The organism is Aminobacter sp. Y103A (assembly GCF_030294925.1).
Classification (GTDB): domain Bacteria; phylum Pseudomonadota; class Alphaproteobacteria; order Rhizobiales; family Rhizobiaceae; genus Aminobacter; species Aminobacter ciceronei.
This window is the reverse complement of record NZ_AP017986.1, coordinates 929,317-945,663: the sequence shown is the minus strand read 5'-3', so window position 1 is coordinate 945,663 and position 16,347 is coordinate 929,317. Positions and strand designations below refer to the sequence as shown.

Annotated in this window: 11 protein-coding genes and 1 tRNA gene; 6 read left to right on the top strand and 6 right to left on the bottom strand. The window is 65.4% G+C overall.

Going from position 1 to position 16,347, the window contains the following annotated elements; translation table 11 throughout:
* Positions 1 to 48: 48 nt before the first annotated feature.
* Positions 49 to 3,783: a peptidoglycan-binding protein gene (locus tag Amn_RS04595; protein WP_286294940.1), complete on the bottom strand. Its 3,735-nt coding sequence runs from the start codon at positions 3,781 to 3,783 to the stop codon at positions 49 to 51.
* A 441-nt stretch (positions 3,784 to 4,224) separates the two neighbouring features.
* Between Amn_RS04595 and Amn_RS04590 the strand changes: the two genes are divergently transcribed.
* Positions 4,225 to 4,677 carry a MerR family transcriptional regulator gene (locus Amn_RS04590; protein ID WP_067967102.1) on the top strand — a complete coding sequence of 151 codons (453 nt, stop codon included), beginning with the start codon at positions 4,225 to 4,227 and terminating at the stop codon, positions 4,675 to 4,677.
* Positions 4,678 to 4,932: 255 nt separating this feature from the next.
* Here Amn_RS04590 and pdeM read toward each other — a convergent pair whose 3' ends face one another.
* Both pdeM and Amn_RS04580 read right to left on the bottom strand, forming a co-directional pair.
* Positions 4,933 to 5,646 carry a ligase-associated DNA damage response endonuclease PdeM gene (gene pdeM / locus Amn_RS04585; RefSeq protein WP_154386926.1) on the bottom strand — a complete coding sequence of 238 codons (714 nt, stop codon included), beginning with the start codon at positions 5,644 to 5,646 and terminating at the stop codon, positions 4,933 to 4,935.
* Positions 5,643 to 8,144, bottom strand: a complete 2,502-nt coding sequence (locus Amn_RS04580) for a ligase-associated DNA damage response DEXH box helicase (protein ID WP_286297844.1) — start codon at positions 8,142 to 8,144, stop codon at positions 5,643 to 5,645. The genes pdeM and Amn_RS04580 overlap by 4 nt, the downstream gene beginning before the upstream one ends.
* A 421-nt stretch (positions 8,145 to 8,565) precedes the next feature.
* On the opposite strand from Amn_RS04580, the gene Amn_RS04575 reads away from it, so the two are divergent.
* A complete protein-coding gene (locus Amn_RS04575; protein WP_157097167.1) occupies positions 8,566 to 8,739 on the top strand; it encodes a hypothetical protein in 174 nt (57 codons plus the stop codon).
* Here the strand turns inward: Amn_RS04575 and Amn_RS04570 are convergent.
* Positions 8,736 to 9,647, bottom strand: a complete 912-nt coding sequence (locus Amn_RS04570) for a class I SAM-dependent methyltransferase (protein ID WP_286294934.1) — start codon at positions 9,645 to 9,647, stop codon at positions 8,736 to 8,738. The genes Amn_RS04575 and Amn_RS04570 overlap by 4 nt on opposite strands.
* Positions 9,648 to 9,731: 84 nt before the next feature.
* Here Amn_RS04570 and Amn_RS04565 point away from each other — a divergent pair, with 84 nt between their 5' ends.
* Both Amn_RS04565 and Amn_RS04560 read left to right on the top strand, forming a co-directional pair.
* A complete protein-coding gene (locus Amn_RS04565) occupies positions 9,732 to 10,742 on the top strand; it encodes a ligase-associated DNA damage response exonuclease (RefSeq protein WP_286294933.1) in 1,011 nt (336 codons plus the stop codon).
* A gap of 272 nt (positions 10,743 to 11,014) precedes the next feature.
* A complete protein-coding gene (locus Amn_RS04560; protein ID WP_286294932.1) occupies positions 11,015 to 12,613 on the top strand; it encodes a cisplatin damage response ATP-dependent DNA ligase in 1,599 nt (532 codons plus the stop codon).
* Positions 12,614 to 12,668: 55 nt separating this feature from the next.
* On the opposite strand, the gene Amn_RS04555 is transcribed toward Amn_RS04560, so the two are convergent.
* The gene (locus tag Amn_RS04555) at positions 12,669 to 13,763 is read right to left on the bottom strand and encodes a hypothetical protein (RefSeq protein WP_192318454.1); all 1,095 of its coding nucleotides are present in this window, start codon (positions 13,761 to 13,763) and stop codon (positions 12,669 to 12,671) included.
* 294 nt (positions 13,764 to 14,057) lie between these two features.
* Here Amn_RS04555 and Amn_RS04550 point away from each other — a divergent pair, with 294 nt between their 5' ends.
* Positions 14,058 to 15,014, top strand: a complete 957-nt coding sequence (locus Amn_RS04550; protein WP_286294929.1) for an NAD(P)H-dependent flavin oxidoreductase — start codon at positions 14,058 to 14,060, stop codon at positions 15,012 to 15,014.
* A gap of 178 nt (positions 15,015 to 15,192) precedes the next feature.
* Positions 15,193 to 15,268, top strand: a tRNA-Thr gene (locus tag Amn_RS04545).
* Between the two features lie 97 nt (positions 15,269 to 15,365).
* Here the strand turns inward: Amn_RS04545 and Amn_RS04540 are convergent.
* Entirely contained in the window at positions 15,366 to 16,331 is a 966-nt protein-coding gene (locus Amn_RS04540; RefSeq protein ID WP_286294927.1) for a polysaccharide pyruvyl transferase family protein, read from the bottom strand.
* Positions 16,332 to 16,347: the final 16 nt, after the last annotated feature.

Genomic DNA, 16,347 nt, shown 5'->3' with positions numbered 1-16,347 from the left:
AGTTAACCCGCCGGTAAAGGCGGGTCACCTGATATCAGCTGTGGCTAACTATTTGCGCGCCAGGAGCGCCTCGACCAGCGGCTCGTCGACAGTGCCGGTGGGCGCCAGCGCATTGTCCTTCTGGAAGGCCATGATCGCGTCCTTGGTCTTCTGACCCATCATGCCATCGGGCTTGCCGGCTTCGTAGCCGTTTTTGTTGAGGATCGCCTGGATGTTCTGCACCGCCCGCTTCATGTCGATGTTGGCGGCCGGTGCATCCTGCCAGGCAGCCGGCACGACGACCGAATTGGCGGCCGCGTCGAGCTGCTTGGGCTGCCACAGTGCCGTCGTCTCCTCGGCGCGCTTGAGCTGCTCGGGGCTGAGCGCCTTGGCGATCTCGTCGCGCTTGGCTGCGGCATCCTTGTCACCCTCTTTGGCGACAATGGCGAACCACTTATAGGATTCTTCGAGGTTCTGCTTCATGCCGACGCCCTTGGCAGCAAGGATGCCGAGATTGAACTGGCTGTCCTTGATGCCAAGTTCGGCGGCGCTGGTGAACCAGCGATTGGCCGAGTCGTTGTCGACAGTGCCGTCGGCACCCATGGCAAACAGCACCGCCAGATTGTGCATGGCGCTGGCGTTGCCCTGGGCAGCCGCGAGCTGGTACCAGGTCTTAGCCTTGATGGCATCGCGTTCGACGCCGGTGCCCTTCTCGTACATGTTGCCGATGCGGTATTGTGCCGGCGCGAAGCCGAGCTCGGCGGCCTTTTCATACCACTGCGATGCTGCCTTCATGTCGGCATTGGCGCCACGCGCCTCGGCATAACGCGAGCCCATCTCGTACAGCGCCTTGGCGTCACCGGCGTTCGCTGCCTGGCGCAACGCCTCCGGTCCAACGGCCTCGGGCATGAAGGCTGCCGGGGTGACGGAGGGCTTGATGGTCTCGGTGGTTACAGGCTGTGCCGGTATCGACTGGGTGCTGGTCTTGTCGAGCGCGGCAGCGGCGGGCAACTGGTCGACCGACACGTCGGCGATCTGCTCGGGCTCGGCGACGGTCGCGCTCGCCGTCTCCGGCTTGTCGACATTGCGGACAGGCGCAGCTGCTGTCACAACCGGCTTTGCCGGCACCACGGCTGCCGTCTGGACCGGTTGCGATGCCGCCGGAGCGACGGTGACGCCTGCCGTCTCGATCGGGTCGCTGATAAAGGCCTTGCCGAGCTGCATGCCGGCGAGCGCCAGCATCACGGCGCCGACGGCCATCAGCACCGACTTGCGCCGCGACTTGATCAGGTCGCCGATCCGCAGCGCGCGCACCGGGCCCTTGAGGTCGGAACTGCGCTTGGCCGCATCCGCCTCAGCGGCCGCGGCCTGGGCGGCACGGCGAGCGGCGGCAATGAAGTCGGACTTCGAAGCGTCGGGCTCGTTGGGGCGCACCGTGTCGCCACGTTCGTCGCGGACGCGGCGCATGATGGCGTTGAGGTCGGGCGCGCCCGAACCGGGTTCCAGCGGACGGTTGGCAATCTTGGGATCGAGCGGCGCGTCGAGCGCCATGCCGGGCGCCGGTGCCTCGACGACGGGTTCGGCAGCTTCGACGACCGGCGGCTGCGGCTTGGCCTTCTTGCTGGTGAAAGCGCGGGCGAGACCACTCAGCATCGAAGTTCTGGCCGGCTTCTGCTCCTTCTTTTCGGTGCGGACACCGTCAAGGGCTGCAACTGCCGCAGCGGCTTCGGCGGCGGCTTGGGCCGGGCTGCGCGCCGGGCGATCGTCGTCGGGCCTGTCACTGGCGCGACGACCGAACGTGTGATTGGCCTCGGGCAGCGGTGCCGGCGCTTCCGGCTGCAGCGACGGCGTTTCGCTGAGTGAAAGCTTCGGCGCCGGCGACAGCATGGTGGTCGACAGCAGTTCTGCGACGGAAGCGGGCGGGGCTTCGACAGGCGCCGGCGCTTCGCTGGTCTCGATCGAGCCAAGCCGGTCAACGATCTTCAGCAGCGTGTCGTGGATCGCTTCGAAGGTCTTGCCGTTGCGCTCGTCGGAACGACGGGTCAGCGCTTCGAGCGCCTTCAGGTCCTGAGCAAGGCCGGTCACCGCGGCGATTTCGGTGGTCGAGCCGGAGAAGGAACGCACCGCGTCCTCGGCGGCCTGGCGGGCTGCTTCGACCAGCGCATGATGATTGCCAGAAATCGCGCGCTCGATTTCCTCGAGGCGCGGGCGGACGTCTGCGAACTCGGGCAGCGGCGAGCCAGGCCGCGCCAGATGGTTCGACAGCTCGCTGACCTGGGCTTCGAGACCGCGGATCAGGTCGGGGTCGATACTCGCCACCTGTGCCGCCGAGATTTCCAGACGGTTGGAGATGTCGTCCAGCCGGGCTTCGAGCCCGCGCATCGCCAGTTCATTCGCCGGGTCGGGGCGATTGGTCTCGAGGCGCTGGGCGAAGGCGGTGAAGCGCGCATCGATCGCTTCCATGATGCCGGAATGATCGGCGGCGGGCTGTGCCGATTGGCGATCGAGGCGCTCGCCCAGGTCTTCGAGGCGACGCTCGAGGTCACGGAACAATGTGTTGCCATGTTCGAAGGCATCGCCCTGGCGGCGCTCGAACACGTCGGCCAGGGCGTCGAAGCGCTGTTCGATGCCCTGGAAGATCAGGCCGGCGTCAGGTGCAGCGGGCGTGCGCTCGATCTTGTCGGCGATCAGCGAGATCTGCCGCGTCAGACGCTCGACAGCCTGCTCGGGGATGTCGCTGCGCTGCGCGATGTCGTCGACACGCTCGGACAGTGTGTTGAGGCGGTCGATGATCTCGGCGGTCGGCTGCTCCGCGGTGATCTCTTCGATCTGATGGGCAAGGGCCGCAATGCGCACCTCGATCCGCTCGAACGGCTCGGGGTTGAAGTGCGGCGTCTGGGCGGCGACCGTCGAGGCGACGATGGCGCGCGAGATTTCGTCGAGGCGCTCGTCGATCAGGCTGAACATCTCGTCGCCATGGCTGTCGCGCTGGCGCACGAACTGCTCGACCGCACCCGCAAGCGTGCGGACCTTGTCCTCGATCGACAGCAGCGACAGCGATTCGGGCAGGTTGTTGACGGCGTCGTTGATCTGTTCGAGGCGGCCGGCAAGGGCAGCAAGCGCCGGATCTTCGGGACGCTGGCGAGCATCTTCCGACATGCGGTCGGCGAATGCGTCCCAGCGGCGGTCGAACTCGTCCCAGCGGCGGTCGACCGAAAGCACGGTCTCCTCGCGCGCCAGCTCGCCGAGCGAGCGGCGGACCTGCTCGAGTTCGAGGCGCAGCGTGTTGACGCTTTTGTCGTCGCTGCGTTCGGCGAGCGTGTGGATAGCGCCCGACAGGCGCTCCAGCTCGAGGCCCAGCTCGACGGCCTGCGACCCGACGGCGCCGGACTGGCTGGCGCGGTCGATGTCCTTGCGCAGGAGGTCGAATTCGCGCTGCAGCCCGGTGCTCATCTGGTGGCGCATCTCTTCACGCAGGGCGCGGAGCTCGCCGGCGATCTTGCCGACGGCGGCAACGCCATCTTCCTGGCCGCGGGCGCGGTCGATGTCGCGGGCGATCGCCTGGTAAGGGCGCTCATAGGGTGTGGTGCGGCCATATTCGCCGCGCGGCGTGTAGCCGGCAGGCGGCGCATGGCGCTGTGGCGCGCGATACGGTTCGGCAGGCGCATCGCGCTGCTCGTTGCGCTGGCGCTCAAGCCGAGCCTCGAGATTTTCGAGCGAGCGATTGAGCTCGTCGAGCGAGGCAAGCGGGCGGCGCTGCCTGCCGTCATTGAGGGAATCGAGATAGGACCGCTTGCTGTTCATCGAATCGCCCGTTGGTCAGAGTGCTGGTGCCGGAACCAGAAGTCTCAAGCCTTGCCGGGACGGAGGCTGCGATTTGCCGCGGGTTTTGGCTCCTCGGGCATTTCGCCGCCTTCCGAAACCGTGAACAATTCGGTACATGATGACCACGGGGGAAACCGACACGGCTACATTTCCCTCAACGTGGTAAACAAGCTCTTAACCAAGCTTAAGAAAGTGCGACGTTGTGTTCCCGCCTTGGCGGTCGGTTCGGCCAGATTTCCCTTGCGTAGGGTAGGCCAGATCGTTATAGCATTTACGTAAACGTAAGACGTGTACAGATCGCCGTCTTTTTGTAGCATTTACGTAGAAACCACGATCGGAAGCCTTGCCCCCTCCGGCTTCCATCAGAGCACCGGCCGGCCCTGCCGCCATTGCTCGCAATTGGGGATAGCAGAGTAGATGATGAAACTTGTATCGGTCGCCGATGTTGCGGCCAATGAAAACAATCTCTCCGGCGAGGACTATGTCCGCATCGGCGAAATGGCAAAGAAGTACGGCGTAACGCTCCGTACTTTGCGCTTTTACGAAGACAAGGGGTTGCTCAACCCCAAGCGCGAAGGTGCGACGCGCCTCTACACCCGCCGCGACCGCGCCCGGCTGAAGCTTATCCTGCTCGGCAGGAAGGTCGGCTTCTCGCTGCGCGACGTCAAGCAGATGATCGACCTCTACGACCCGACCGGCACCAACGCCAAGCAGTTGCGCCTGACGCTCGACAAGTCGGACAAGCAGCTCGGTCGCCTGCAGAAGCAGCGCCAGTTGCTCGATGAGGCGATCGGCGAACTGAACAACCACATGGCCGTCGTCCGCCAGCTCCTGGCTGAGCGCACCGCCGTGCAGGCAAGTGCTGCCAGCTAACAAGGCGACTGCGTGTTGACGAAACGACCCGGCGCGGGAGACCGTGCCGGGTCGTTTTACGTTTGAGGGCCGCGTGCCGTCTCTTCCGATGCTTCCGTGCCTGATATGGCGGCAGTCCTCGACACCGGCGTCGGACGCCCTGTTGCTCCCCTCCGCGGTGGCTGTTTTGCAGCGCAGAATTCGCGGTGAGCCTACACCGTCACTGGCAAGACCTGGAGAACGGCAAGGAGCGACTGCCGAGCAGTCAAAACGACATCAACCCGGCCTGAGCAGCGACCCTGCAATCGGATAGACCCGGCTCGTCCCGATCATGTAAGCCGTCGGCGCCCCTTCCCGGAACATGCCGCGATAGGCCCGGTCGAGCACGTTGAGCGAGCCGGTGAAGGCGCCGAAGGCGGGCATGATGAGGCGCATTCCGTCGCTGGCGAAGCAGCGGCGACGGACCGAGCGGCCGCGCTGGACGATGCGGGCGCAGGGGTGCAGGTGGCCGGCGACCTCGCCCTCGGCATGGCCCTTCGACGGCTCGTGGCGGAACACCAGGCCTGCGACCGCCAATTCCTCTACCGTTTCGCCCGGCAGATCGTCGGGCGCGTCGGGGTCGTGATTGCCTGATATCCAGAACCAGCTCCGCCCAACCATCATCGCCATCAGGCTGTCACGGAATGGTTCGGGCAGGCGCGCCGCGCCCTCGCCGTCATGGAAACTGTCGCCGAGGCTGACGATTGTGCGCGGCTGGTAGTCATCCACAACCACGGCCAGGCGTTGAAGCGTCGCTGCCGTATCATAGGGTGGGATCAGCCGGCCGCGGCGGGCGTGCGAAGAGCCCTTCTCCAGATGCAGGTCGGAGACGACGAGCAGGTCGAGCTCAGGGAAATGCACCACGCCGCGCCAGTCGCAGGCGGCGCGCACGCCAGCGACCGCGATCGTCTCGCAGCCTGCCCTGGTCAGTTCGCGCGCGGCTATGTTCATGCGCTTCCCATCGCCTCATCGATCAGATCCGCCGCCTCCAGAAGCAGGGAGTCGTGCGCCTCGCCATTGACCGGCTCCTTGCCGATCTCAAGCATCACTGGCACCGCCAGCGGCGAAATCTGGTCGAGCATCTTGTGCACGATTCGGCCGCGGATGCGCGAGAGCATCTCGGCAAGCCTCCTGACATCGAGCAGCCCGCTGGCTGCATCCGCCCGCGTCGCCTTGAGCAGAAGGTGGTCGGGCTCATGGCTGCGCAAGACGTCGTAAATGAGGTCGGCTGAAACAGTCACCTGTCGGCCGCTCTTTTCCTGGCCGGGAAACCGCTTCTCGATCAGCCCGGCGATGACGGCACAGTTGCGGAAGGTGCGCTTGAGCAGCCAGCTGTCGGCCAACCAGGCCTCGAGGTCGTCGCCCAGCATATCCTCGTCGAACAGTTCGCCCAGCGACGGTTCTTTCGCCCTGAACATCGCCCCCAGATCGCCCAGCGCCCAGACGGCCAGCGAATAGTCGGTGGCGACAAAGCCCAGCGGCCGCGCGCCCATGCGCTCCAGCCGGCGGGTCAGAAGCATACCGAGCGTCTGGTGCGCCAGCCGCCCCTCGAAGGGATAGGCCACCATGTAGAAGCGCTCGCCGCGTGGAAAAGTCTCGATCAGAAGGTCCTCCTTGCGCGGCAGCACCGACTTCTCCTGCTGGATGCGCAGCCAGTCTGCGACCTGCTCAGGCAGCGCCTTCCAGCGCGCGGGGTCGGCCAGCATGCCGCGCACCTGGTCGGCGAGATAGGTCGACAGCGGAAACTTGCCGCCGGCATAAGACGGCACCAGAACGTTGCCGGCGCCGCCCGTCGAGACATAACACTCATTTTCGCGGATGCCCTCGAAGCGCAGCACCTTGCCGGCGAACATGAACATGTCGCCCACCGAAAGTGTCTCGACGAAATACTCCTCGATCTTGCCGAGCACCGGCCCGCCGCGCAGGGTCAGTGCTGCTGCCGTGCCCGCGCCGACCTTGCCCTTGGCCCTGGTGTAACGGACGTTCAGCATCGGCGCTTCGATGATGGTGCCGACATTCAGCCTGTATTGCTGGGCAATGCGCGGATTGGACACCCGCCACTTACCATCCTTGGTCTTGCGGATGCGGGCGTAGCGCTCGTAGCTGCGCAGCGCGTAGCCGCCGGTGGCGACGAAATCGACGACGCGGTCGAAACTGTCGCGGTCTAGCCCGGCATAGGGAGCAGCACATGTTACTTCGGCGTAAAGCTCGTCTGCGACGAAGGGCGCGCCACAGGCGCAGCCCAGCACATGCTGGGCCAGCACGTCGAGCGCGCCGTCGATCAGCGGCGGGGTGTCCTGCGCGCCGAGATAATTGGCCTCGAGTGCGGCCCGGCACTCCAGCACCTCGAAACGATTGGCCGGCACCAGGATCGCCCGGCTCGGCTCGTCCATCCGGTGGTTGGCGCGGCCGATGCGCTGGGCGAGCCGGCTCGCGCCCTTGGGGGCGCCAACATGGACGACGAGATCGACGTCGCCCCAGTCGATGCCGAGATCGAGCGTCGAGGTTGCGACGACGGCACGCAACACGTTGTCGGCCATCGCCTTCTCGACCTTGCGGCGCTGGCCGACGTCGAGCGAGCCGTGATGCAGGGCGATCGGCAGATTGTCGTCGTTGACGCGCCACAGCTCCTGGAACAACAGCTCGGCCTGGCTCCGGGTGTTGACGAACAAAAGCGTCGTCTGGTGCCGGCGGATCGCGTCATAGACTTCGGGAATGGCATATCGCGCCGAATGCCCCGACCACGGCACACGCTCCTCGGAATCGAGGATCGTGATCTCTGGCCTGGCACCGCCCGACACGGTGATGAGGTCGGCCATCTCGCCTGCCGGATTCTGCCTGACCAGCCAGCGCCGGAGCTCGTCCGGCTCGGCCACCGTCGCCGACAGCCCGATCGCCTGCAGGTCGGGCACGTAGGCCCTGAGCCGCGCCAGCCCGAGCGACAAGAGGTGCCCGCGCTTGGAGGTGACCAGCGAATGCAGTTCGTCGAGCACGATGTAGCGCAGCCCGTTGAAGAAGCGGTCTGCGTCGGGCGATGCGATCAGCAACGCCAGTTGCTCGGGTGTCGTCAGCAATATGTCCGGCGGTGACAGCTTCTGGCGCGTGCGCTTGTGCTGCGGCGTGTCGCCGGTGCGCGTCTCCATCGTGATCGGCAGGTTCATCTCGTCAACAGGCCTGCCGAGATTGCGTTCGATGTCGACGGCAAGCGCCTTGAGCGGTGAAATGTACAGTGTATGCACGCCGCGTTGCGGCTCGCCGGGACGCCTCTTCGGCCGGATCGCCAGATCGGTCAGCGCAGGCAGGAAACCGGCCAGCGTCTTGCCGGCACCGGTGGGGGCGATCAGCAGCACCGAATTGCCCTGCTGGGCACTGGTGAGCAGGTCGAGCTGGTGGGCACGCGGCGACCAGCCGCGCTCGGCGAACCATCGCAGGAATGGCTCCGGCAGCATCGCGGCAGTCGAATTCGGCTCCAGTCGCGCTTGGCTCGTCACGCCTCATGCCTAGCGCGGCGATCAGGCTGCGCCAAGCGAAATCTGGAACAAACAGGGATCAAGGACAGCTGCATGCCAACCGGCCAAGGTCTCGTTCCCTCCCACCCCCCTCTGCCCTGCCGGGCATCTCCCCCACAAGGGGGGAGATCAGGCCTTCACCAGCGCTTCGTCCAGTCTTCAACAGCAGAGCGGAAATACTTCATCAGACTGGACGCGCTTCGACGCGGCAGGAATGGCACGGCGCCGAAGCGACTAATCTCCCTCCTTGTGGGGGAGATGCCCGGCAGGGCAGAGGAGGGTGGGAAGGAACGTGACGCAGGAGGCTTGCGTTCCAGGCACCGCCGTATCAGATGGCCTCAAAAACTGAGAGCCTTCGCCCATGACAGACACCGCCTCCCACGAAGCCCGCATCATCGAGCTGGAAAAGCTCGTCCGCGACCTTCAGGCCCAATTGGCGGCCTTGCAGCATCAGGTGGCCCCCACTGCCAAACCGGCTGAAAAGCCGCTGCGCTCGCGCGGCATGCTCGGCAGCCCGAGCAGCAGTCGGCGCTAGACCGCCAGGTCCGTCACCACGATCAGGCCCTCGACCGGCGTGCGGCGGTCCTGGCGTATGACCGCGTGCTCCAGCGACAGCAGGCGTAATCCAGCAGCGGCGATCAGCCCGTGCACATAGGCCTCGGAATGGGCATAGCGCCTGGACTCCTGCAGATCGAACACCCCTTCGCCCGCAAGACGCTCGACCGAAAACGCAAACACACCACCCGGTGCCAGCATCTTCATCACGCTCGAAAACACCCGGTCGAGCGCGCCGAGATACATGAACACGTCGGCCGCGGTGACGAGATCGGCCGTCTGCCCCGCCGGCTCCAACTCCTGCAGGTCGGCCTTGATCAGATAGTCGTAGACGCCCTTGTCGCGCGCCTTGCGGAGCATCTCGGCCGAGATGTCGTAGCCGTCGAGGCGCTTCGTCACTGGCCGGAGTTTCACGCCCATCAGCCCGGTGCCGCAGCCGAGATCGACGGCGTGCGCAAATGTGTTGCGCCCGGTCGCGCCGATCGCCGCCGTCAGCAGTTCCGGCACGCGATAATGCAGCGTCTCGACCAGCGCGTGGTCGAACTTTTCCGCATACTGGTCGAACAGCATTTCGACGAAGGCGCTGGGCGGGCTGTCCTCGGCAGGTGCCGCCCCGATCAGCTGCAGCTTGAGCGCGGCACCGGGCCGATCAGCCGGCTCGAGCTTCAGCGACATGCGCCAGGCCTCTGCGGCGGCCCGCATCTCGCCGGCAGCTTCCTGCATCTCGCCGAGCCGGAACCAGCCCATGGCCCAGCCGGGGGCGAGTTCCAGCGCGCCGAGCATCAGTTCGGCGGCGGCGGCATGGTCGCCTGAGGCGAACAGCATTTCGGCATAGTCCGCCCGCCGGTCGGCAAGCAGGTCGTTGGAGGAGAGCTGCAACGGCGTCAAGCGCGACATCCATGACAAGGAGGGTGGCGCGCATTACTGCCAAACCGGGCTTCCACGCAAGCGGCAAATGCCTATCTTGAGGAGATGCGGCCGAGCGACCTCCTCCATTCCCGTCCCGAAGGGCTCTACTGCCCGCCAGGCGATTTCTACATCGACCCCGTGCGGCCGGTCGACCGCGCGCTCATCACCCACGGCCATTCCGACCATGCCCGCCCTGGCCACGCCAAGGTGCTGGCGACGCGCCAAACGCTCGACATCATGGCGATCCGCTGCGGGCCTGACTTCGCCGGGACCACCCAAGCGATGCCATTGGGCGAGAAGATCCGGCTCGGCGACGTCACCGTGTCATTCCACCCCGCAGGCCACGTGCTCGGCTCGGCGCAGATTTCGGTCGAGCGCAACGGCATGCGCATCGTCGCCTCCGGCGACTACAAGCGCGCCAGGGATCCGACCTGTACTGCCTTCGAGGTCGTACCCTGCGACGTGTTCATATCAGAGGCCACCTTCGCCCTGCCCGTCTTCCACCATCCCGACGCCTCCCAGGAGATCGGCAAGCTGCTGAAATCGACCCGGCAGTTTCCCGAGCGCGCCCATCTCGTCGGCGCCTACGCACTCGGCAAAGCCCAGCGGGTGATGCGATTGCTGCGCGACCAGGGCTACGACAAGCCGATCTACATCCACGGGGCACTGACCAGGCTCAGCGAATACTACCAGAGCCAGGGTGTCGACCTCGGCGACCTCCGACCGGCAACCGTCGAGGATGGCGACAAGGCCGACTTCGCCGGCGCCATCATCGTCGCCCCCTCCGCCACCTTCGCCGACCGCTGGGCGCGGCGCTTCCCCGACCCGCTCGCCGCCTTCGCATCCGGCTGGATGCGCATCCGCCAGCGCGCCAAGCAAGGCGGCGTCGAACTGCCGCTCGTTATCTCCGACCACTCTGACTGGGACGAGCTGACCGCCACCATCACCGAAACCGGCGCCGGCGAGGTCTGGGTCACCCATGGCCGCGAGGAAGCGCTGGTACGCTGGTGCGAGCTCAACGGGATTGCTGCGAGGCCGCTGCACCTGGTGGGGTATGAGGATGAGGGGGATTGAGGATGGTCCAGCCCCGTAGCATTGCTCGCTCCTCTGTCTGGCCTGCTGTCCATCACAGGACGGAAAACACTGCGGGACAGCGCCCCCCTCTGCCCTGCCGGGCATCTCCCCCGACAAGGGGGGAGATCAGCCCTCATCGCGGCCTTGGCCAATCGCAACCGTCGAAGATATGGGGCCGCCGGAGGCGCGCCTGATCTCCCCCCTTGCGGGGGAGATGTCCGGCAGGACAGGGGGCAACGTAGAGCGCGGACCTCGCGCGGCGTGGTTCTCCCATGAACCGCTTCGCCGAACTCCTCGACCGTCTGGTGCTGACGCCATCGCGCAACGGCAAGCTGAAGCTCATCACCGACCACTTCCGCGCGGTCGAGGATCCCGATCGCGGGCTGGCCCTTGCCGCCATCACCGGCGAACTCGACATCGCCTCGGTCAAGCCGGCGATGCTGCGCCAGCTCGTTTCCGAGCGCATGGACCCTATCCTGTTCGGCTATTCCTACGACTATGTCGGCGACCTTGCCGAGACGGTGTCGCTGGTCTGGCCGGAGGCGCCTGAAAGCCGGCCCAACCACGACATCACACTCGCCGAGGTCGTGCAGAAACTGCAATCCGCCAGCCGTTCCGACGGGCCAGCCGTGCTCGCCCGGCTGCTCGATCAGGCCGAAACCTCCGCCCGCTTCGCGATCATCAAGCTCGTCACCGGTGGCTTGCGCATCGGTGTCTCGGCCCGCCTCGCCAAACAGGCGCTGGCCGATCTCGGTTCCGTCGACGTCGCCGAGATCGAGGAGCTGTGGCACGGACTGACACCACCCTACACCAGCCTGTTCGCTTGGCTGGAAGGCAAGGCGCCGAAGCCTGAAAAGGCTGCCCGCGCATTGTTCCGGCCGGTGATGCTGTCCAATCCTGTCGGCGACGGCGACCTCGAAAAACTCGCCCCCACCGACTACGCCGCCGAGTGGAAATGGGACGGCATCCGTGTCCAGGCGGTGTCGGAGGGCGGCATCCGCAGGCTCTATTCGCGTACCGGCGACGATGTCTCCGGCGCCTTCCCCGACGTGGTGACGGCAATGGAGTTCGACGCGGCACTCGACGGCGAGCTGCTCGTCGGCTCACCCCGCGAGGCGACCGGCACCTTCTCCGACCTGCAGCAGCGGCTGAACCGCAAGATCGTGTCAGCCAAGATGCAGGACCGCTATCCCGCCTTCGTGCGCTGCTACGACCTGCTCCAGCTCGACGGCGAGGATCTGCGCGAGCTGCCCTTCACGACGCGCCGCGCCCGTGTTGAAGCCTTCATCGCCACGCTCGACCCGGACCGCTTCGACCTGTCGCCGCTGGTCGCCTTCGACAGCTGGGATCAATTGGAGGCGATGCGACGAGAACCGCCGCATCCGATCATCGAAGGCGTCATGCTGAAACGGCTGGATTCACCATATCTCGCCGGTCGGCCCAAGGGTCCGTGGTTCAAGTGGAAGCGCGATCCGCACATTGTCGATGCCGTGCTGATGTACGCCCAGCGCGGCCACGGCAAGCGTTCGAGCTTCTATTCCGACTACACATTCGGCGTCTGGTCGGGCGCGGAGGGGGCTGAGGAGCTGGTGCCGGTGGGAAAAGCCTATTTCGGCTTTACCGACGAGGAGCTCAAGCAGATCGACAAGTTCGTGCGCGACAACACTGTCGAGCGTTTCGGCCCGGTGCGCTCGGTGCGCGCCGACAGGGCCAACGGCCTGGTGCTGGAGGTCGCCTTCGAGGGCCTCAACCGCTCGACCCGCCACAAATCGGGCGTCGCCATGCGCTTTCCCAGAATCTCCCGGCTGCGCTGGGACAAGCCACCAGCCGAAGCTGACCGCATCGAGACGCTGCAGGCCCTGCTCGACTGAGGCCCGGTTCCGAAAACCTGACGTCGAACGAAATCGTAGCCGCGGCGAGGCCGCACTACTCCGTCACCGACACCCTGATCTCGTAGATGTCGACGGCCTTGCCTTCCTTGGTCAGGTCGGAGTTGATGGCGATGGTGCCGGCAGCACCCGGTTCCTTGTCGGGCACGTCCATCTCGAACAGGTACTCGCCGCGCTGGTAGCCGACGAGGTAGCGCTTGCGGCCGCAGTCGCCGAGCTCGCCAAAATTGCAGTCGACGGCCATCTGCGTTTCCTTGCCGTCCTCGGCGCGCGCAATGATGTCGAACACCGCATGCTTTCCGGCGATCTGTTCGAGCACGCCGCGGCCGACGTCGAAGACGATCGCCGAGCCGGTGTTGCCCGAGCGGATGCGCAGGAAGCTGCCGGTGTCGTCCTTGGCAACCTCGGCCGAGGTACCACCCGGCGCGCTGACATCGGTCGGGTCGGTCGGCGTGAACACGGTGATCCAGTTGCGCGACTGGTCGACCTCGCCGGGCCGCGCCGGCCCGGCATCGGTCGGCGAAAAGTCCTCGCTTTCAAGCTGCTTGGGCGGATTGTGCACCGAGGTGTCGATCTCGGCCGCCGACTTGAACTGGCCGGTCTGGACCGCCCACCAGGCGCCGATGCCGCCCATGGCAAGCAAGGTGACGGCAAGAAACATCGCGGCATAAGGCCGGCGCCGTTCGGCCCGCGCGCTGGCACGGTCGGCGGCGCGCCGTTCCGCGCGGCTGCGCTTCTCCGTGATTGCGATCGGCGGTCCGCCGGGCAACACTGCGTCGGGCATGATGTCGGGCACGACGGGGGTAATACCCGCCGCCGGGGTGCCGATCGAAACCGACGGTGCGCTGGCGGCGCCATTGCCGTCGAGCGAGATATCAGGCGCCGGGGCCGCGCCGGCCTGGCCGAGCGAAACCGCTGGGGCCGCGGGCATGAATTCCGATTCGATCTCGGTGATCTTTGCCTGCAGCGACTTGCGGCGGCCGATCGCCGCCTCCACGGTCATCGCCGGATTGGCCTTGAGCGCGCGGTCGAGCGCACCGAAGGCGGCACGATAGACCTTTTCGCGAAACTCGCGATTCTCGGGATCGCCTTTTTCGAAAGCGTTCCGGATCGCTTTTTCGATCGAATCCAACCGATGTTCCTCGCAACGCGCCAGTGTTGCCAGATGGTTAGCGGCAGAAAAGACATCAATCAACGGCACCGCGAGCGAAATGTCGGCCAAAATGGGTGCAATGGGCGGCAAGGCCGGCAAAACAAGTCGCGCCTCGCAGCGGACGCCGCAACCGGCGACGGCAAGCCCCGCCGGACTGGTGTCCAGGACTCGTGCCCATACTCGTGCCCAGACTCGTGCATTGTCGATCGTGCCCGATCTGCTATATGGAGTGACGTTTACGGAAACGTCAATTTCTAGACCCGGGAGAGACGCGTGGCATTGCCTGACATCCTCAAGAAAAACCTGCGTGTTCCCGTCGTCGGCGCGCCTTTGTTCATCATCTCGCATCCGCCACTGGTGCTGGCCCAATGCAAGGCCGGCATCGTCGGCTCGTTTCCGGCGCTCAACGCCCGCCCAGAGGCCCAGCTCGACGAATGGCTGGCGATGGTGACCGAAGATCTCGCCGCCCATGACGCCGCCAATCCCGACCGTCCGGCAGCCCCCTTCGCCGTCAATCAGATCGTGCACAAGTCCAACAAGCGGCTCGAGCACGATTTGCGCCTGTGCGTGAAATACAAGGTGCCGGTCGTCATCTCGTCGCTGGGTGCTGTCGAGGAGGTCAACCAGGCCGTCCATTCCTATGGCGGCATCGTGCTGCACGACATCATCCACGACCGCCACGCCCGCAAGGCGATCAAGATGGGTGCCGATGGCCTCATCGCGGTCGCTGCCGGTGCCGGTGGCCATGCCGGCACGCTGTCGCCCTTCGCCCTGATCCAGGAAATCCGTCAGTGGTTCGACGGCCCGCTGCTTCTGTCCGGAGCCATCGCCAATGGCGGTGCGGTGCTCGCGGCACAGGCCATGGGTGCTGATCTCGCCTATATCGGCTCGCCCTTCATCGCCACCGAGGAGGCGCGCGCCGGCGACGACTACAAGCAGATGATCGTCGAATCCAAGGCCGCCGACATCGTCTACTCCAATCTGTTCACCGGCATCCACGGCAACTACCTCAAGGGCTCGGTCCGCGCCGCCGGCATGGACCCCGACAACCTCGCTGTCTCAGATCCCTCCAAGATGGATTTCGAGGAAGCCGCCAAGTACAAGGCCTGGAAAGACATCTGGGGTTGCGGCCAGGGTATCGGCGCCGTCGACAAGGTCGTGCCCGTCGCCGAGTTGGTCGAGCGCCTCGCCACCGAATACGCTGCGGCCAAGGCCCGCATCACGGGCTGACAACATCCATAAACCGTCGGCGCCCGACCTGTTCCGGTGCCGAAAGGCGCGCTGAATATCCGGCAGGCAGCACGTTTGTCCCGCCTGTCGAAAGCCTCAGAAGGCGTCTTGCAATCACAGCGCTTTGAAGTTATCAGGCACACACCGTCGCGCGGCCGTCAGGCTGCGCTGCCTGGAAGCCGCTTTAGCTCAGTTGGTAGAGCACATCATTCGTAATGATGGGGTCGCGTGTTCGAGTCACGCAAGCGGCACCAGTTTCCCAGGAAAATCAGCTCCTTCCAGATGCCCACGCGGCACCGGAAATCTATGCCCATTTCGGGACTGTCCTTCGCTCCACGAGGTGCAGACGGATCAGTCCGCGATGACGTCGACGCTTGCCGCGAGAGCATCTTCGACAAGCGCACGGATCCTGGCCTGGGCTCCGACCAGCTGGGCCCGCCAATTGCCGGTGCGCAATTCGTCAAGCGCCGCCCGCACCGTTTCGGCAGACACCTTTTCTGCCTGGAACACAAATGGCCAACCGGTCCTGCCGACCACGGCTGAAACCTTAGCTCCACCGGGAACCTGATCGATCGCAATCACCGGCTTTCCTGCGGCGAGCGCCAACAGCGCCCCATGCATGCGGGTCGTCAGCACAATGTCGGATCGTGCGAACCCGGCATGGATCTTCCCAGCACCATTCTCAGGTGACAGCACCGTGTCGATCTCGATCGGGTTTAGCGCCGACCCGCGCACCACATCTTGGAACATCGCCTCTGCCTGAGGTGCCATCGCAACTCGCCTGGCGCCATACTCGCCTTGAGGGCCACGCAGGCAAACACCTGCGGTCTCGATCCGCCCCTTTCCAGTGGATTCAACGGTCTCCGAAACGGCGAGATCGAAATACGGTGGAGCGACGCCATCACGGCCAACAATGTGATGGAAGCGGCGATTCATCCTGGCGTGATTGGGAAGGACGCTGACGCCTGCCGCGATCTTGGTCGCATGCCTGTGGACAGACAAAAGGTCGTTCAGGTCGCGATTGTAGGTGATAGGACCACAGACGAACACGAGCTTTTTCGCAGGCTTGATCGCATAGAGATCATCAACCGGCAGATGACCCGGAATCTGCAGTTCCGGATGCGAAATGACGGCGTGCTCGACGCCGCGCAGACGCAGCCTCGATGACAGGTTGTCGACCGCCATCAGGTCGCCGATCGTCGGGCCGCCCCTGTAGCCGTAGCTTCCCCACCAGAACAGAAGCGTCGGCGGCGTGTCGACGGTGCGCGCAGCCAGATATACGCGACGAAAGGAGCTTAGCCGGCTCTTCAGCGACATCAGTGCAGTCTCGAAA